The 16,267-nt window shown below is 65.0% G+C and carries 18 protein-coding genes and 1 pseudogene; 9 read left to right on the plus strand and 10 right to left on the minus strand.

The genetic code is table 11. The annotated features are described in order from the left end of the window. Positions 1-12: 12 nt before the first annotated feature. From H6G99_RS09060 to hisS, 4 genes are read left to right on the plus strand one after another with little or no spacing between them, the layout of a single operon-like run. Positions 13-1,425 carry a nucleotide sugar dehydrogenase gene (locus tag H6G99_RS09060; protein ID WP_190611181.1) on the plus strand — a complete coding sequence of 471 codons (1,413 nt, stop codon included), beginning with the start codon at positions 13-15 and terminating at the stop codon, positions 1,423-1,425. Next, positions 1,426-2,367, plus strand: a complete 942-nt coding sequence (locus H6G99_RS09065; protein WP_094584359.1) for a UDP-glucuronic acid decarboxylase family protein — start codon at positions 1,426-1,428, stop codon at positions 2,365-2,367. After that, positions 2,364-3,392, plus strand: a complete 1,029-nt coding sequence (locus H6G99_RS09070) for an NAD-dependent epimerase/dehydratase family protein (protein ID WP_190611182.1) — start codon at positions 2,364-2,366, stop codon at positions 3,390-3,392. Before H6G99_RS09065 ends, H6G99_RS09070 begins: the two co-directional genes overlap by 4 nt. A gap of 45 nt (positions 3,393-3,437) precedes the next feature. Then, on the plus strand, positions 3,438-4,739 hold the full coding sequence (hisS, locus tag H6G99_RS09075) for a histidine--tRNA ligase (protein ID WP_190611184.1): 1,302 nt from the start codon (positions 3,438-3,440) through the stop codon (positions 4,737-4,739). A 118-nt stretch (positions 4,740-4,857) separates the two neighbouring features. On the opposite strand, the gene H6G99_RS09080 is transcribed toward hisS, so the two are convergent. The 6 genes from H6G99_RS09080 to H6G99_RS09105 all read right to left on the minus strand — a co-directional run bounded on the left by H6G99_RS09080 (position 4,858) and on the right by H6G99_RS09105 (position 7,142). Next, positions 4,858-5,058, minus strand: a complete 201-nt coding sequence (locus H6G99_RS09080) for a photosystem II reaction center protein J (protein WP_015109703.1) — start codon at positions 5,056-5,058, stop codon at positions 4,858-4,860. An 18-nt stretch (positions 5,059-5,076) separates the two neighbouring features. Next, positions 5,077-5,196 carry a photosystem II reaction center protein PsbL gene (psbL, locus tag H6G99_RS09085; protein WP_015109702.1) on the minus strand — a complete coding sequence of 40 codons (120 nt, stop codon included), beginning with the start codon at positions 5,194-5,196 and terminating at the stop codon, positions 5,077-5,079. Positions 5,197-5,203: 7 nt separating this feature from the next. Then, positions 5,204-5,341 carry a cytochrome b559 subunit beta gene (gene psbF / locus H6G99_RS09090; RefSeq protein ID WP_015109701.1) on the minus strand — a complete coding sequence of 46 codons (138 nt, stop codon included), beginning with the start codon at positions 5,339-5,341 and terminating at the stop codon, positions 5,204-5,206. Beyond that, on the minus strand, positions 5,338-5,592 hold the full coding sequence (gene psbE, locus H6G99_RS09095; RefSeq protein WP_015109700.1) for a cytochrome b559 subunit alpha: 255 nt from the start codon (positions 5,590-5,592) through the stop codon (positions 5,338-5,340). Before psbE ends, psbF begins: the two co-directional genes overlap by 4 nt. A gap of 99 nt (positions 5,593-5,691) precedes the next feature. Continuing rightward, on the minus strand, positions 5,692-6,732 hold the full coding sequence (locus H6G99_RS09100) for a photosynthesis system II assembly factor Ycf48 (RefSeq protein WP_190611185.1): 1,041 nt from the start codon (positions 6,730-6,732) through the stop codon (positions 5,692-5,694). Continuing rightward, positions 6,732-7,142, minus strand: a complete 411-nt coding sequence (locus H6G99_RS09105) for a rubredoxin (protein WP_094584363.1) — start codon at positions 7,140-7,142, stop codon at positions 6,732-6,734. Before H6G99_RS09105 ends, H6G99_RS09100 begins: the two co-directional genes overlap by 1 nt. Before the next feature lie 143 nt (positions 7,143-7,285). Here H6G99_RS09105 and ndhC point away from each other — a divergent pair, with 143 nt between their 5' ends. The 3 genes from ndhC to H6G99_RS09120 are packed head-to-tail and all read left to right on the plus strand — an operon-like array spanning position 7,286 to position 9,015. Continuing rightward, the gene (ndhC, locus tag H6G99_RS09110) at positions 7,286-7,648 is read left to right on the plus strand and encodes a photosynthetic/respiratory NAD(P)H-quinone oxidoreductase subunit C (protein ID WP_015109697.1); all 363 of its coding nucleotides are present in this window, start codon (positions 7,286-7,288) and stop codon (positions 7,646-7,648) included. 13 nt (positions 7,649-7,661) lie between these two features. After that, positions 7,662-8,417, plus strand: a complete 756-nt coding sequence (nuoB, locus tag H6G99_RS09115) for an NADH-quinone oxidoreductase subunit NuoB (protein ID WP_190611187.1) — start codon at positions 7,662-7,664, stop codon at positions 8,415-8,417. Further along, entirely contained in the window at positions 8,410-9,015 is a 606-nt protein-coding gene (locus H6G99_RS09120) for an NAD(P)H-quinone oxidoreductase subunit J (protein WP_094584365.1), read from the plus strand. Before nuoB ends, H6G99_RS09120 begins: the two co-directional genes overlap by 8 nt. Positions 9,016-9,021: 6 nt before the next feature. Here H6G99_RS09120 and H6G99_RS09125 read toward each other — a convergent pair whose 3' ends face one another. Then, positions 9,022-10,122, minus strand: coding sequence for a glycosyltransferase WbsX family protein (locus H6G99_RS09125; RefSeq protein WP_199297098.1), 1,101 nt, complete (start codon positions 10,120-10,122; stop codon positions 9,022-9,024). A gap of 238 nt (positions 10,123-10,360) precedes the next feature. Between H6G99_RS09125 and H6G99_RS09130 the strand changes: the two genes are divergently transcribed. Next, positions 10,361-11,182 (plus strand): glycosyltransferase, encoded by an 822-nt coding sequence (locus tag H6G99_RS09130; RefSeq protein ID WP_190611190.1) that lies wholly within the window; start codon positions 10,361-10,363, stop codon positions 11,180-11,182. A 282-nt stretch (positions 11,183-11,464) separates the two neighbouring features. Here H6G99_RS09130 and H6G99_RS09135 read toward each other — a convergent pair whose 3' ends face one another. The 3 genes and pseudogenes from H6G99_RS09135 to H6G99_RS09145 all read right to left on the minus strand — a co-directional run bounded on the left by H6G99_RS09135 (position 11,465) and on the right by H6G99_RS09145 (position 15,236). Then, positions 11,465-12,328, minus strand: coding sequence for an FkbM family methyltransferase (locus H6G99_RS09135; RefSeq protein ID WP_190611191.1), 864 nt, complete (start codon positions 12,326-12,328; stop codon positions 11,465-11,467). A gap of 622 nt (positions 12,329-12,950) precedes the next feature. Then, positions 12,951-13,397, minus strand: a pseudogene (locus H6G99_RS09140) (FkbM family methyltransferase); the annotation flags it as partial. A gap of 522 nt (positions 13,398-13,919) precedes the next feature. Then, complete coding sequence (locus H6G99_RS09145) at positions 13,920-15,236, minus strand: gluconeogenesis factor YvcK family protein (RefSeq protein WP_094584469.1); 1,317 nt, start codon at positions 15,234-15,236, stop codon at positions 13,920-13,922. Positions 15,237-15,508: 272 nt separating this feature from the next. On the opposite strand from H6G99_RS09145, the gene H6G99_RS09150 reads away from it, so the two are divergent. After that, positions 15,509-16,267: an ABC transporter ATP-binding protein gene (locus tag H6G99_RS09150; protein ID WP_190611451.1), complete on the plus strand. Its 759-nt coding sequence runs from the start codon at positions 15,509-15,511 to the stop codon at positions 16,265-16,267.

The following is a 16,267-nucleotide window of genomic DNA, read 5'->3' on the forward strand; positions in this document are numbered from 1 at the left end:
CTGCCATCCCCCATGGACCCGGCCCATCCGCCGATTCGCACCATCTGTTGCATCGGAGCGGGTTATGTGGGGGGACCGACGATGGCGGTGATCGCCGATCGTTGCCCCGGGATTCAGGTCACGGTGGTCGACCTCAATGCCGAGCGGATCGCCGCCTGGAATGATCCGGATCTGGGCCGGCTGCCGGTGTACGAACCCGGCCTCGATGCCGTGGTGGGCAGGGCCAGGGGGCGCAACCTCCACTTCACCACCGAGGTGGATGCGGCGATTGCCGCCGCCGACATGGTGTTTCTCTCGGTGAACACCCCCACCAAGACCAAGGGCGTGGGGGCCGGCCAGGCCAGTGACCTGCGCTGGATCGAGGCCTCGGCCCGCCAGGTGGCCGCCTCCGCCCGGGGCCACACGATCGTGGTGGAGAAGAGCACCCTGCCGGTGCGCACCGCCGAGACCGTGAAGGCGATCCTGGGGGCCGCCCAGCAGAACCGCCCGGAGGGCGATCGCAGGCAAGCCAAGACCTTTGCGGTGCTCTCCAATCCCGAGTTCCTGGCCGAGGGCACGGCGGTCGCCGACCTCGAGGCCCCCGACCGGGTGCTGATCGGCGGAGAAGACCCCGCGGCGATCGAATCCCTGGCCGGGATCTACGGCACCTGGGTGCCCCAGGAGCGGATCCTGCGCACCAATCTCTGGAGCAGCGAGCTGTCCAAGCTCACCGCCAACGCCTATCTGGCCCAGAGGATCTCCTCGATCAACAGCATCGCCGCCCTCTGCGAAGCCACCGGGGCCGACGTGCGCGAGGTGGGCCGCGCCATCGGCACCGATTCCAGGATCGGCGCCAGGTTCCTTCAGGCAGGACCCGGCTTCGGCGGCAGCTGCTTCCAGAAGGACATCCTCAACCTGGTGTACCTCTGCCGCCACTACGGGCTGGAGGAGGTGGCGGGCTACTGGGAGCAGGTGGTGACCCTCAACACCTGGCAGCAGGACCGCATCGCCCGGCTGGTGGTCCAGCGCCTGTTCGGCACCGTCACCGGCAAGCGGCTGGCGGTGCTGGGCTTCGCCTTCAAGGCGGACACCAACGACACCCGGGAGGCGCCTGCCATCCGCATCTGCCAGGACCTGATCGAGGAGGGGGCTCGCCTGGTGATCGTGGATCCCAAGGTGTCAGCCGCCCAGATCGCCGAGGACCTCGGCCAGCCCCCCTCGCCGGCCGACGGCGGCTGGCAGACGGCGGGATCGCCCCTGGAGGCCGCCGCCGGCGCCGATGCCGTGGTGATCCTCACCGAATGGCGTGACTACGCCCGGCTCGACTGGGCGGCGATCGCGGCCCAGATGCGTCGCCCGGCCTGGCTGTTCGACGCCAGGGCCATCGCCGATGCCGCTGCCGCCCGGGCGGCGGGTCTTAACGTCTGGCGGGTGGGTGAGGGCTGAGTGACGCGGCGCAATCTGATCACGGGCGGGGCCGGCTTCCTCGGTTCCCATCTGGTCGACCGGCTGATGGAGGCTGGCGAGGAGGTGATCTGCCTCGACAACTTCTACACCGGGCGCAAGGACAACATCCGCCACTGGCTGGGTCACCCCCAGTTCGAGCTGATTCGCCACGACGTCACCGAGCCGATCCGCCTCGAGATCGACCGCATCTGGCATCTCGCCTGCCCGGCGTCGCCCGTGCACTACCAGTCGAACCCGATCAAGACGGCCAAGACCAGCTTCCTCGGCACCTACAACATGCTCGGCCTGGCGCGTCGCGTCGGCGCCAGGCTGCTGCTGGCCAGCACCAGCGAGGTCTACGGCGATCCGGAGGTCCATCCCCAGCCTGAGAGCTACCGGGGCTGCGTCAACACCATTGGCATCCGCTCCTGCTACGACGAAGGCAAGCGGATCGCCGAGACGCTCTGCTTCGATTACCAGCGCATGCACGGCACCGAGATCCGTGTGATGCGGATCTTCAACACCTACGGGCCCCGCATGCTCCCGGACGACGGCCGGGTGGTGAGCAACTTCATCGTCCAGGCCCTGCAGGGTCTGCCCCTCACTCTTTATGGCGACGGCAGCCAGACCCGCTCCTTCTGCTACGTGGATGACCTGATCGAGGGCATGATCCGGCTGATGAACGGCGAGCACACCGGCCCGATCAACATCGGCAACCCCGGTGAGTTCACCATTCGCCAGCTGGCCGAGAAGGTCCGGGAGCGGATCCAGCCCTCTCTGGAGCTCACCACCCAGCCCCTGCCCCAGGACGATCCCCTGCAGCGCCAGCCCGTGATCGACCTCGCCCGCGAGCTGCTCGGGTGGGAGCCGAAGGTGAGCCTGGACGAGGGACTGGAGCCCACCATCGCCTACTTCCGGGAACGGGTGCGGGCGGGCCGTTGACGGCGAAAGGGCCGATCCTCGTCACCGGGGTCGCCGGCTTCATCGGCGCGGCGGCGGCCGAGCGGTTGCTGGCCCGGGGCGAGCGGGTGGTGGGGCTCGACAATCTCAACGCCTACTACGACCCGGCCCTGAAGCGGGCCCGGCTGGAGCGGCTGGAGGCCCTGGCTCCGGCCGGCGCCTTCGCCTTCCATCCCCTCGATCTGGTGGACGCCGAAGCGGTGGCGGCCCTGTTCGCCGCCGAGCGGCCCGCCCGGGTGCTGCATCTGGCCGCCCAGGCCGGGGTGCGGCACTCGATCGACAACCCGGCGCTCTACATCCAGAGCAACCTGGTGGGGTTCGGCACGGTGCTCGAAGGCTGTCGCCAGGCGGGTGTGGAGCATCTGGTGTATGCCTCCAGCAGCTCGATCTACGGCGGCAACCGCCACATGCCCTTCCGCGAGCAGGACCCGGTGAACCATCCGGTGAGCCTGTATGCGGCCACCAAGAAGGCCAATGAACTGATGGCCCACACCTACAGCCACCTCTACGGTCTGCCGGCCACCGGCCTGCGCTTCTTCACCGTCTATGGCCCCTGGGGCCGGCCCGACATGGCGCCGATGCTGTTCGCCCGTGCGATCCTGGCCGGCGATCCGATCCGGGTGTTCAACCACGGCCGCATGGAGCGGGATTTCACCTACATCGACGACATCGTCGAAGGGGTGATCCGCTGCCTCGACAAGCCCGCCACGGCGGATCCGGCCTTCGATCCGCTGCATCCCGACCCCGCCACGGCCGCCGCCCCCCACCGGGTCTTCAACATCGGCAATGCCCGGCCCGTGCCCCTGCTGCGGTTCATCGACCTGCTCGAGCAGGCCCTCGGCCGTCCGGCGATCCGGGATCTGCAGCCCATGCAGCCCGGGGACGTGCCGGCCACCGCCGCCGACACCACCGCCCTGGAGTCCTGGGTGGGGTTCCGTCCCTCCACGGCGATCGAAACCGGGATCGGGCAGTTCGCCGCCTGGTACCGCTCCTTCCACGGCGTCTGAGCCGACCCCTTCGGGCACAATGGGTCGCTGTCGATCCGCACCGTCTTGAAACCGCTCCAGAGTCTGCGGGGCATGGTCGACCTGCTGCCCGGTCAGACCCCCTTCTGGCAGCGGATCGAAGCCACCGCCCGGGAGCACTTCCGTCGGGCCGCCGTCGAGGAGATCCGCACGCCCCTGCTCGAGGTGACCGAGCTGTTCGCCCGGGGCATCGGCGAGGCCACCGACGTGGTGGGCAAGGAGATGTACAGCTTCGAGGACCGCGGCGCCCGCAGCTGCACCCTGCGGCCCGAGGGCACCGCCTCGGTGGTGCGGGCCGCGATCCAGCATGGCCTGGTGGCCCAGGGACCCCAGCGGCTCTGGTACGGCGGGCCGATGTTCCGCTACGAGAGGCCCCAGGCCGGCCGGCAGCGGCAGTTCCACCAGATCGGCCTGGAGTTCCTCGGCCACGGCGATCCCCGCAGCGACGTCGAGGCCATCGCCATCGCCTGGGATCTGCTGATGGATCTGGGGGTGGGGGGCCTGTCCCTGGAGCTCAACTCCCTCGGCAGTCCCGAGGACCGGCAGCGCTATCGGGCCGAACTGGTGGCCTGGCTGGAGGCCCACCGGGAGCGCCTGGATCCCGATTCGCAGCAGCGGATCGCCACCAACCCCCTGCGGGTGCTCGATTCCAAGAACCCCGAGACCCAGGCCCTGCTGGCCGGCGCCCCCACCCTGGCCGATGCCCTCAGCGGCGAGAGCCATGAACGCTTTCTAAGGGTGCGCCAGGGCCTGGAGGCGCTCGCCATCCCGTTCGAGCTGAATCCGCGGTTGGTGCGGGGGCTTGATTATTACGGCCACACCGCCTTCGAGATCACCAGCAGCCAGCTCGGGGCGCAGGCGACGGTGTGCGGCGGCGGTCGCTACGACGGCCTGGTGGAGCAGCTGGGCGGGCCCCCCACGCCGGCCATCGGCTGGGCCCTGGGCATGGAGAGGCTGGTGCTGCTGCTCAGCCAGGCGATGGAAGCGGGCACCCAGGCTCCAGTGACGGCCGCCCAACCCGACCTCTACGTGGTGAACCGGGGGGCCCTGGGAGAGGCCTGCGCCCTGGAGCTCGCCAGGTGCTGTCGCCAGCGCCCTGGGGCTCCGCTGGCGGTGCAGCTGGATCTCAGCGGCGCCGGGTTCGACAAACAGCTCAAGCGGGCCCGCAGGAGCGGCGCCCGCTGGGCCCTGCTGCTGGGCGATGAGGAAGCCGGGGCCGGCCAGGTGCGGCTGATGCCCCTGGCCAGCGAGGCTGGAACAGGGGATCGGGTCCTGAGCCGGGAGGCGTTTCTGGCCCTGCCGCCGGAGGAGCTGCGTCGCCAGGGATGAACCGCCCCGCTGGAGCCCACGGCCTCAACCATGGCAACAGGATCATGGCCAACAAAAAGCGGATCCCTGGGGATCCGCTGGATGGGTCACTGGGGGCAGCGCGCTGGCCACCGTCCCATCAGGCCGAACCGACACCCACATAGGAGCCGTAGAAGAACAGACCGACCACAAAGATCACGGCCATGCCACCGGCGGTGGCGACCATCCAGAGCGGCAGGACCCCTTCGGTCCACCGGCTCTTCCAGGCCACGGCCGGGCGGCCGTCGGGAAGGCGGTCGGGGATCCGGCCGTCAGGAAGTGAGGATTTCTTGCCGCTCATGGATGGGGTGCCTCCCGATCAGTTGAAGAAGTAGCTGGAGAAGAGGATGCCGATGACGAACACGAACAGCAGGCCCAGATAGAGGCTGGTGCGGTTCAGCTCGACCGGCAGGTTGTTGGGGTTGGGATTGCGCTGCATGGATGTCTCAGCGACGGACGAACTGCATGGCCGCCAGGGCACCCAGGAAGAAGACCGTGGGAATGCCGAGGGCGTGGACGGAAAGCCAGCGCACCGTGAAGATCGGATAGTTGCGCGGCGTGGTGGGGGCGGTGGACTGGGTCATGGTTCCTGGAGGCGCAGATCAAGGCTGCTCTTGCCCTCGTAACGCTGACTCACAACGGGAGCCTTGGTTTCCTGGGCCTGGAAGTAGGCATCGGGACGGGGCGTGCCGAAGGCGTCGTAGGCCAGGCCGGTCGACACGAACAGGAAGCCCGCCAGGAAGATGGCCGGCAGGGTCACCGCATGGATGACCCAGTAGCGGATGCTTGTGATGATCTCGAAGAACGGGCGTTCCCCTGTGGAGCCGGCAGCCATAGCAACAAGCGTTCAGCCAGGAGATCCTAGGGGTCGATCGGGGGGCTCCGCCAGCCGGGCGGGGGGTTGGTTACAGAGGGATGCAGTTGCCCCCCGCCCTCAGCCCACCCAGCGCAGCAGCACGCCCCGCTCCCCCAGGACGAAGCCCTTGCCATCGGGGGAGAAGACGATCCGGGAGAAGTTGGTGGGCTGCTCAGTGCCCACCGGATCCCGCTGCCAGCTGGCGCCGGCATCGTTGCTCACCAGCAGGGTGCCGTTGCCGCCGCCGGTCCACACGGCGCCCCGGGGGTCCCAGGCCATGTCGAGGTAGCCATAGCCGTTGGTGATCGGGATCACGGGCTTGCTCCAGTCGCCGCTCTCGGTGCTCTCGGCGGTGCTCGGGTCGCCGTCGAAACGCAGCTGGGCGCCCCGGGCCACCATCCAGAGGTGGCCGTCGGGCTGGAAGCCCATCGACTGCAGCCGCTGGCTGCTGACCCGCTGGTGCACCTGCCAGGCGGGCAGGCCCGGTTCCCAGGTGGCGAAGAAGTTCCCCAGGCTGCTGACGCTGACGTAGTCGCCCTCGGCGCTGCGGCGCAGGTCGCGGATGGCGCCCGCGGCATCCCCCACCAGGGCCTGCCAGCTGGAGCCGGCATCGGTGGTGCGGTAGACGGCACCGACGTTGGTGGCCAGCTCCGCGGTCTTCGGCCCCAGGGCCGTCACCAGGTAGGGCTCGCCGGGCAGCTTGGTGTCGAGCAGCAGCCGGCTCCAGCTGCTGCCGGCATCGTCGCTGTGCAGCAGCAGGCCGGGCTGGCCCACGATCCAGCCCTCAGGGCCGTTGAAGTCGATGCTGATCAGCCGGAAGTTCTCCTCCTCCGGCAGGTCGAGGGCCCGTTCCTGCCAGCTGGCGCCAGCGTCGTCGGTTTCCATGATCAGCCGGTTGCTGCCCACCAGGAACCCGTGGTCGGCGCTGCTGAAGGCCACGTCGAGGGGGTTGGAGCGGGTGTCCAGGGGGACCGCCTGCCAGGGGCTGGCGGCGGCGGTGGGCAATCCGGTGGTGACGCAGCCCGTGAGGCCGAGGGCGAGCACGAGCGAGATCGCCAGGCTGAGCAGGGGCCGCAGCGGGCGGAGCAAGGCCGGCAGGGCGGGAAGGGGCGCAGGCATCAACGCAGGGAATAGAGAGAGAGGAAGAAAGCGAAGGCGAGGGCGAACCCCCCGAAGATCAGGACGTTCTTCTGACCGGGGGTGAGGCGGTTCACCCCCAGGCCGAAGTTGAGGTTCTCCTCGAAGCCACTGGGCTTGTTGCGTGGGCCAATGTCCTTGAAGGCCCCCACCCGGCTCCGGCAGACCGGGCAGCGGAAACCGACCGGGTCGAGGTCGAGAAAGGAGGTGCCGGAGGGGATCCCCAGCTTCTTCACCCCCTCGGCCGGGTCATAGACGAAGCCGCAGCTGCGGCACTCGAACCGGTGGCTGGATGGATCCTCGGCGACGGTTTCGGCCGCCTCGCTGACGGCCCCGGCGGGCCCGGTGGGGACCTCTTCGGTGGGTGTCTCCGTCGGCGGTTCCGTGCTCATCCCGTGCCTGGCCATACATGGGAACTCTATCGACGGCGACCCCGGGGCCCGCGGCTGCTCCGGCCATCCGGCCGCGCCGGTCGTCGCGGCGACCCCCGCCCCCGGAAGCAGGTGGCAGAATGCGCGCCAGGTTGGGTCCGCCGATGTTTGTGCTCTCCGGCTACGACGCCTTTCTGGGCTTCCTGCTGATCTCGGCGGCGGTTCCGGTGCTGGCGCTGGTGGCCAACAAGCTGCTGGCGCCCAAGAGCCGCCAGGGGGAGCGTCAGCTCACCTACGAATCGGGCATGGAACCGATCGGCGGGGCCTGGATCCAGTTCAATATCCGCTACTACATGTTCGCCCTGGTCTTCGTCATCTTCGATGTCGAGACCGTGTTCCTCTATCCCTGGGCGGTGGCCTTCCACCGGCTCGGGCTGCTGGCCTTCATCGAGGCTCTGATCTTCATCTCCATCCTGGTGCTGGCCCTGGCGTACGCCTGGCGCAAGGGCGCCCTCGAGTGGAGCTGAGCACCTCCCCACCATGACCCTCACACCTCCTGCCGGCTCCCTATCCGTCGATGCCCTGCGCGATCTGCGTGAGGCCAGCTGCGGCCCCGTGGGCGCCCCCGGCGTCACCGCCGACCTGTCCGAGAACATCATTCTCACCAGCCTCGACGACCTCCACAACTGGGCCCGGCTCAGCAGCCTCTGGCCGCTCCTCTACGGCACGGCCTGTTGCTTCATCGAGTTCGCGGCCCTGATCGGCTCCCGCTTCGACTTCGACCGCTTCGGTCTGGTGCCCCGTTCCAGCCCCCGTCAGGCCGACCTGCTGATCGTGGCCGGCACCGTGACGATGAAGATGGGGCCGGCGCTGGTGCGGCTCTACGAGCAGATGCCTGAGCCCAAGTACGTGATCGCCATGGGGGCCTGCACCATCACCGGCGGCATGTTCTCCGCCGACTCCACCACGGCGGTGCGCGGGGTCGACAAGCTGATCCCCGTCGATCTCTACCTGCCCGGCTGCCCGCCCCGCCCCGAAGCGATCTTCGATGCGGTGATCAAGCTGCGCAAGAAGGTCGGCAACGAAGCCCTGGCCGAGCGCGGCAACCTGCGACCCACCCACCGCTACTGCACGATTCCCCACCAGATGAAGCGGATCGAGCCGATCGTCACCGGGGCCTACCTGCGGGCTGAAACCCAGCAGGCCGCCCTGGCCGCCGCCGCCGGTCTGCCGATGGGCGCCGCCGCTGACACCGCCACCGTCCCTGCCACCACCGCCACCACCACCGATGCCTGAGGAGTCCCCCGTCACCCCCGGCGCCTCGGACGCCAAGGAATCCGCGGATGCCGGTGCCCTCCAGGCCGCCGCCCCTGGCCCTGTGGCCACCTGGCTGAGCGGCCAGGGTTTCGATGCCGTCGCCCTGGGCCCGGACCACTCGGGTGTCGAACTGCTCGGGGTGGAGCCTGCGGCCCTGCCGCTGGTGGCCACGGCCCTGAAGGCGGCCGGCTTTGATTATCTCCAGTGCCAGGGGGGCTACGACGAGGGACCGGGGGGCCGGCTGGTGAGCTTCTACCACCTGGTCAAGTTGGCCTCCATGGTCGATCAGTTTTCGGCCATGGCCGAAGCCACCGGCCCCCTGCCGGCCGATGCGCGTCCGGAGGAAGTGCGTCTCAAGGTGTTCCTGCCCCGGGACGGTGCCCTCTCGATCCCCAGCCTCTATGGCCTGTTCCGCGGTGCGGACTGGCAGGAGCGCGAAACCTTCGACATGTACGGCATCTCCTACGAGGGCCATCCCCATCCCAAGCGGCTGCTGATGCCCGAGGACTGGAAGGGCTACCCGCTGCGCAAGGACTATGTGCAGCCTGATTTCTATGAGATGCAGGATGCCTATTGAACCCCTCTATGGAGCGTCTGTGCCGCTGAGCGCAGCGAGCGTTTCTTTGAGGTAGCGGGTTCCCCAGCGCTGATCGGGTTCCAGGTGGTTGCCTTCGGCCCACTCGTTCCAGGCGTTGATGAAGACGACCGGTTCAGGAAGAGCGTAGTCAGGGAGGCGTTCCACTGTCTGCCTGAGCCAGTGGCCGTAGCGCTCCGGTGTCCCATCCTGGAGGATGATGCCCCCCCAGCGGCGGCGAGCCGTGTTGTCCCAGGAGGGGGTGACACAGGGAAAGCGGGGATAGGGGGGAGCTGGCCTGGCAAGGGCGGCTTGGCAGACCTTCTCGTAGTCGATGACCCGGTGGATCTTCTTGCCTGGAGACTCATTCTTGATGATCCCCTTGATCGTTTCACGAAGGCTGGGAGTCTGCGAGGGCAGCGTACCCAGCATCGGCCAGCAGGGCTGAAATTCCACGGCGGCATCAAAGCCGAAGCTTTGGGGGTTGTTGATCTCCTCCTCTTTCGATTCAACGGAAACGAGATAGAGATCTCCAAGGCCATGGTCATGGGCGATCGAACGCCAGATTTCGGCCGTTCGGGCCGGCTGGGGCAGGGCGCTGGTGCGGTAGACCAGAAACAGCGGTTTGCCTTCGATCCTGATGTAGCGGGGATCCCTGAAGGCTGCCAACAAGGACATCAGGTGATCGCGATCGTCCTGCTCGCTGTAGATCTGCTCAAGAAGAATCTCATCATCGGACCCGTCCCAGCGCCGGGTCCAGTTTTCATTGGCCCAGCAGAGGCAGAAGGGAAAGTCAGGCTCCCCTGAAGCCAGCACGTCTTCGAAGGGCCGTTGCAGGACCCTGCGGCCATTGAACCAGTAGTGGTAGTAGCAGAAGCCGTGGATTCCGAACGCCTGGGCCAGTTCCGCCTGGGCCTGGCGCGCTTCCGGCAGGCGAAGGTCGTAGAAGCCAAGATCCGCCGGCAGATGGGGTTGGTAATGATGGCGGAACAGGGAACGTGCCTTGGCTACGTTGCGCCATTCTGTGAAGCCTTTTCCCCACCAAGCATCGTTTTCAGGAATCGGGTGGTACTGGGGAAGATAGAAGGCGATGGCCTTGGGTAAGGGCACTGCTGCACGCGAGTCCGATGGACGGATCCTAGTCTTGGAAACTCCCATGGGCCATTAGATGGTTGATCCCATGGAGTTCTGAGGCCTGCAGGCTTGTGAATGGACTCTTGCCTGAGAAAATGATAGGGCCGACGGAAAAGATCTGTCTCCGTGGGCAAGGCCATGCCGATAGCAAGGCATTCACTGGCACAGACTATTCTTCGCCGTGTACGATTGAGTTCCCCGGCTGAGGCTGTCTGTGGCGCTGGTTCCCTCGTCCATGGGCATGACGCATGCACCTTTCTTCAGCATTGTTATCCCTACATACAATCCCCAGCTTGATCGTTTCGCGAGGTGCTTGGAGAGTGTCTATAAGCAGAACTTCTCAGACTGGGAAATCATTATCATTGACTCACTCTCGGCCCGCAGCGACGATGTCAAACGGCTGGTCGGAGAGTCTGCCCATGTTCGTTACATGCAGGATCTCGAGGCCAGTGGCATCTATCCAGCCATGAATATGGCTTTGGCTCAATCTACGGGGGCTTGGGTCTTGTTCCTTGGCCATGATGATCGGCTGGCCGACCCATCTGTGCTGAGGATCGTCAGGCAGCATATCCATGCATCCAGGCTTTGCTTTTGGAGGCAGGCATACTATGGGAATGTCTTGATTGACGGGGATGCCGGTTGGGCAAAAGGTGGGGCCATCTACGATGGTGAATTCAATCTGGCGAAGCTGCTGAGGCGCAATATCTGTCATCAAGCCATCTTCTACCGAGGCTGCCATGCACGCGGTGGTCGACCGCTCTATAACCCGGACTTCCAGGTGACGGCCGATTGGGACTACAACATACGAGCCTGGACGCGTGGGGGGTACGGATACATCCCATTGACGATCTCTGTCTTTTTGGGAGGGGGGACTTCATCCTCCATGAAAGCAGATGGGTTTTATGGCGCCTTAGCCTTGACGTGGGGCTATTGGAAGCGGAAGCGCCCAATGATCCTTGCCTTGATTACGCTTGTATACTGCAAAGTTGCTGCCTTATTTCCGGAATCCACGCGTGAATCTGCTTCCAGAAGCTAACGCGAACGGGACCGTCAGCGCAACGAAGGACCCCTGGGGATCCTGCTGTGGCGTTACGAAGTGGATGGGTTGAAGCGTGGCTTGCCGCTTGGGTTGAATCTGTCCATTCCTGTCCATGTGTACCGCTCAGCTTGGCAGAAGCTATGGGCACGGGCAAGTGCTTCAAAGAGAGGCGATTGGACACAGCCACCCCAAGGTGATCGGTTGTTGATCCGGCAGGCCCGAAGGGCCGGCCTGCAGTGCGCCTAACCTGCAGAAGCTGACTGGGCCGATCCAGTTCCCTTATTCACGACTCTTTCCAGGCTTGAGTATTCTTTTGATGCCAAGATAGATCTTGATGGGACGCTCAAGTTCGCCGAGGCGCCTCTCCAGGTATTCAATCCTGCGCTTTGCGGACTCTTGCTTGTATTCGAATAGCTTGTTGGCCTCATTGAGCTGTCGAAGGGCGTGATCCAGCTTTTGTGATAGCAAAGCGACTTTCTTCCAGGTGCTGATTCCAGCGGGAGTTTCAGCTTCAAAGCTCTTTTCGTCGACCCAATCTCCCTCTAACAGCAGAGGCGGCAACGCTTTCACGTTTCTGTCGAGGTCCAAGGGCTGCGGCAGCAGTGGCTGGTAGGAGGCGCCTGGCTGACCCTGGTTCAAGCGATCGCGCCTGAGAAAGGTGAGTTCGATGACTCGCGGTATGACAAGACCTGAGCCTTCAATAGTTACTTCACCGCAGCAGTTGTTGGGATGGGCATGGACGCAGATGTGACTGTTGTCGAGCCTTCTGAGCAATGGGCCAAGCTCGTTTTCAAACTCTTCTGGATCATTGGCTGAATCAAGTCTATGCAGCTCAATCGCAATGATCCTGAAGCGGTTCAGTGTGCTTTGCTTGCAGGCAAGAAGATTCCTGTACTCGGCGCCTTCAATGTCCATTTGAAGGAGAAGATCGCCTGCCGGGTCTGGACATTCTTCTTCAACCCATTCGTCAAGGTTGATGCTGTCTTTGCCATGGTCTATGTCCAGCCATTTCTTTTTGAATGTCTGCATGAACTCAACGAGTGGCGTCTCCAGGGCTTCCAAGTCGCTGGTGTAATCACAAAGGTGGCAGACGATCCCGTATGTTATTGCCAATTCATCTTCGAAACTCTTTGTATTGTTCACTCCTGGAGAGAAGCAGGCTCTGATTCCTTGAAGATCGTCAGGAATCAGATACGCTCCATCTTCATCGCCTCCGATTCTGATCAGGGGGTATGGGCATCGCTTGGGCTTCATGATCAGGATGTCTCTGATCCTCTTCGCGAGCTCTTGCTCTTCTTTAGTCCGCGATGAAGGCATTGTTTAGGACATGCCCCATGACATAAGCTTGGCGACTGGCACCTCAAGACCTCAGTCAAATTGAGGTTATCCTAACAGGTAAATCCCTGAACTTCTCGCTCCCGCTGTCCATAAGTGTTACCCATGGAAACCCGGGTGGACAATGTCCTTGAGCATCGGCAGTGTCAGCTTGTACCTTCTGGCTTGGCCGATGCAGGATCTGGTTGGCTGGCGAGCCCTCATCCTGCATGGCCAATCTCGCCATAGGCGTTTTCGGCCTGCAGTGAAGTTGACCCGATCGTACTTGTTTGCCCCTGGACATTTATCTGCTGCGATCGTGTCAGCGGGTAAACCTGCGGGCCTTGTAAACAATGTTGTAGTAGCTTCCTCCTTGCGCGCGTCGCGCGAATCTCGATCGACGGTATTCTTTGTATCCAAGCTGCGACATGAAGGCGTTCATGTCCTTTGGTTAGCAGCAGCCAGTGTAGGCCTCAAAATCTGGGACTTCTGTCTTGATGAATAGAAAAGCTTTCAGTACTGGAATGGCTCCCTTGAGGACAAGCAACTCTGATCCCTGGGTGTCCATGATCAGTGCTTGGTAATCTCTTTCATCCAGTTGATGCACTTTGGGCAGGGATGGCAGGGTTGTACTCTTCAGGCGAATCGTGGTTGAGTAGTTGACTTCAGGCCAAATGTCCCTATGCAGATGTAGGTCGAGAATGGAGGAGGACTCCCCACTGTTGTTAGAAATGAGAAACACATACTCCTTGTCATCGACATCTGTGATCAAGGCGTTCATGGCTTTCTTCTTTGTAAGCTCTTTGGTGTTCTTTTGAAGTTGTCTGAAGATTTCGGGGATCGGCTCAACCCAGGCAACTTTCAGATCGTACTTGGCGTAGAGATTGCGCTCTTGCCCGGTATTTGCGCCGGTGAATGATGCCCGAAACTTCCTTTAGGAAGTCGTCCAGGCCTGATGGCTTTTTTCGAAGTGGGCTCAGGATTGATCGAAGAGCTTTGATCATCATTGTCTTTCCTCAGTAACTTCACCAGCGCTGCTCTTGGCTTTATCGGCTTGAGGCCCTGTAAGGGCGTTGAAGGGGCCGTTCCCTTGTCGCGACAGGACCCCGTAGCATTGCTGTGGCACCTATCGCCCGCAATGCCTGATATCTGAGGCGAGTGCGTTCGATCTGGCCTTCAGGGGTGGAATCGCTGCTAAAGCTCGATTTATCTATTGCTGGCAGGCGCGCCATGGGTTGGCCGAAATGTGAACTCCCCACAGAATTCTCGTTTTTGTGTGGCTGCCCTGCAGGTCATGGGCCTGCGATTCTCCTGCGTCCCAATCCTCAGGTCGTTTTCGGCCACCACGCTGCTGTTCGACAACCCTTTGGGGCCATGGACCTAGGGATCAGCGGCTGCAGCGCTCATCGACGTTCAACTTTCAATCCCTTTTGTGCTTCCGGTAGAACCGGATCACCTCCTTGGCCACGCTGCGTGGTTCATGGCGCAGGGTGGCGCTGGGACGGGCCCCCTGCAGGGGCGCCAGGATCACCTCATAGCCCTGATCCCTGAGGACGGAGGCCTCGCACGTCACCGGTTCGGCGCCCCGCAACCGGTAGACGTCCAGCAGGCTGGAGTCGTCCAGTTCCTCCTGGGCCAGCACGGCCGTGAACAGGCGCTGCTCCACCCCCAGGCTCGCCAGCTGGGCTTCGATCGCCCGCAGGTGGCCGCCGACGTCCAGACCGTCGGTCTCGCCGGGCTGGGTCATCAGGTTGCAGATGTAGAGCCGCGGCGCCTTGCTGGCGCTGATGGCGCTCACCAGCTCCGGCACCAGCAGGTTGGGCAGCAGGGAGGTGTAGAGACTCCCCGGCCCCAGCACGATCAGTTCCGCGTTGGCGATCGCTTCCAGGGCCCGCGGCAGGGCCGGCGGCCGCTCCGGCGTGCAGCCCAGGCGCACGATCGGACAGGGGGCGTGGCCGATCTGGGATTCCCCCTCGATCCGCTCGCCGTTCTCCAGCTCCGCCCAGAGGCGCACGTCGGCGTTGGTGGCCGGCACCACCTGGCCCTGGACCGCGAGCACCCGGCTGCTGGCGATGATCGCCGATTCCAGGCTGCCCGTGATCGCCGTCAGGGCACTCAGGAACAGGTTGCCGAAGCTGTGGCCCTCCAGGCCGCTGCCGGCCTTGAAGCGGTATTGGAACAGGCGGGTGAGCAGGGGTTCCTCCCGTGCCAGGGCCGCCAGGCAGTTGCGGATGTCGCCGGGGGGCTGCACCCCCAGCTCCCGCCGCAGCACGCCGCTGCTGCCGCCGTCATCGGCCACCGTGACGATCGCGGTGAGGTTGCTGCTGTAGCGCTTCAGGCCGCTCAGCAGGGTGGCCAGCCCCGTGCCGCCGCCGATGGCCACGATGGTGGGGCCGCGGTTCAGGCGCCGCTGGGCCAGCAGGGCATCCACCAGCAGGGTGTCCTTCTCCGGGGCCAGGGCCTGCTGGATGGCGCCGAAGCTGCGGCTCTGGCCGAGCCAGACCATGGCGGCGCCGATCAGCAGCACCAGGGGGCCGGTGATGCCCCGGGGCATCACCTGGGTGAGGCGATTGAGCCCCCAGCGGATCGTCTCGAGGGTCCAGTAGATCGGCTGCAGGTCGGCCCATACCGCCGCCCCCAGCAGGGCGATCACCAGGCCCAGGCCCGAGGTGATCATCCAGCGCTTCACCACCAGGCCGGGCTGCAGCCAGCGGGCCGCCCGCCGCGAGCGGCTCATCAGGTCCTGCTGACGGAGGTCGCCGCGGCCCACCCAGCGGGGGCGCCCCGGGCGGGAGCCGCCCCGGCGCCGGCGGGCGTTCGCAGCGGAGCCTCGAACCGTCAAGGGCAGGGCGTGGCGACGCGACACAGACCACCCGAACTGTACGGATGAAAAGCCCGTCCTGAACCGGCAGGATGGGAGCCGGGCCTCCGGGGCCCCCTCGCCGTGGTTCCTTGGCCCTCAGTCAACTCGCGCTGAAAGTTCCCCCGGCCATCCCGCCGGTGGCCCAGATGGAGAACCTCAGCATGCGCTGGGGATCCAACATGGTCCTCGACCGCGTCGACCTCAGCCTCACCCCGGGCGAGCGGCTGGTGGTGGTGGGCCCCTCGGGCTCGGGCAAATCCACCCTGCTGCGGCTGCTGGCCGGGCTGCAACTGCCCACCGATGGGCTGCTGCGCATCCACGGCGAACCCCAGACCTACCTGCGCCTGGACCAGCGCCACCCTCCGGACGTGCGCCTGGTGTTCCAGAACCCGGCCCTGCTGGCCTCGCTGTCGGTGCGCGAGAACGTCGGCTTCCTGCTCTACCGCTTCAGCGGCCTGGGCGAGCGGGAGATCGCCGAACGGGTGGACCAGGCCCTGCAGGCCGTGGGGCTGGCGGGCATCGCCGATCGCATGCCGGGCGAGCTCAGCGGCGGCATGCAGAAGCGGGTGAGCTTCGCCCGCGCCCTGATCGACGACCCCACCCTGGCCTCGGCCCGCACCCCCCTGCTGCTCTTCGACGAACCGACGGCCGGTCTGGACCCGGTGGCCTGCACCCGCATCGAGGACCTGATCGTGCGCACCTCCCGCATCGTCCACGCCTCCACCCTGGTGGTCAGCCACGTGATGAGCACGATCGACCGCTGCGCCGAGCGGGTGGCCCTCCTCTACGACGGCCGCTTCCGCTGGATCGGCTCGGTCGAGGACTTCCGCGTGAGCACCAATCCCTATGTGGTGCAGTTTCGGAGCGGTAGTCTGCACGGACCGATGCAGCCGGCCGAGAACTGA

Origin of the sequence: Synechococcus sp. FACHB-909 (genome assembly GCF_014698945.1) — a bacterium.
In the GTDB taxonomy this organism is placed as follows: domain Bacteria; phylum Cyanobacteriota; class Cyanobacteriia; order PCC-6307; family Cyanobiaceae; genus Cyanobium.

Excerpts from the sequence above, each read along its gene's own strand:
- H6G99_RS09060 (WP_190611181.1), top strand. The coding sequence starts at position 13 with ATGGACCCGGCCCATCCGCCGATTCGCACCATCTGTTGCATCGGAGCG.
- H6G99_RS09080 (WP_015109703.1), bottom strand. The coding sequence starts at position 5,058 with ATGAGCGGCAAGAAATCCTCACTTCCTGACGGCCGGATCCCCGACCGC.
- psbL (WP_015109702.1), bottom strand. The coding sequence starts at position 5,196 with ATGCAGCGCAATCCCAACCCCAACAACCTGCCGGTCGAGCTGAACCGC.
- psbF (WP_015109701.1), bottom strand. The coding sequence starts at position 5,341 with ATGACCCAGTCCACCGCCCCCACCACGCCGCGCAACTATCCGATCTTC.
- psbE (WP_015109700.1), bottom strand. The coding sequence starts at position 5,592 with ATGGCTGCCGGCTCCACAGGGGAACGCCCGTTCTTCGAGATCATCACA.
- H6G99_RS09100 (WP_190611185.1), bottom strand. The coding sequence starts at position 6,732 with ATGCCTGCGCCCCTTCCCGCCCTGCCGGCCTTGCTCCGCCCGCTGCGG.
- H6G99_RS09105 (WP_094584363.1), bottom strand. The coding sequence starts at position 7,142 with ATGAGCACGGAACCGCCGACGGAGACACCCACCGAAGAGGTCCCCACC.
- ndhC (WP_015109697.1), top strand. The coding sequence starts at position 7,286 with ATGTTTGTGCTCTCCGGCTACGACGCCTTTCTGGGCTTCCTGCTGATC.
- nuoB (WP_190611187.1), top strand. The coding sequence starts at position 7,662 with ATGACCCTCACACCTCCTGCCGGCTCCCTATCCGTCGATGCCCTGCGC.
- H6G99_RS09120 (WP_094584365.1), top strand. The coding sequence starts at position 8,410 with ATGCCTGAGGAGTCCCCCGTCACCCCCGGCGCCTCGGACGCCAAGGAA.
- H6G99_RS09145 (WP_094584469.1), bottom strand. The coding sequence starts at position 15,236 with ATGAGCCGCTCGCGGCGGGCGGCCCGCTGGCTGCAGCCCGGCCTGGTG.
- H6G99_RS09150 (WP_190611451.1), top strand. The coding sequence starts at position 15,509 with ATGGAGAACCTCAGCATGCGCTGGGGATCCAACATGGTCCTCGACCGC.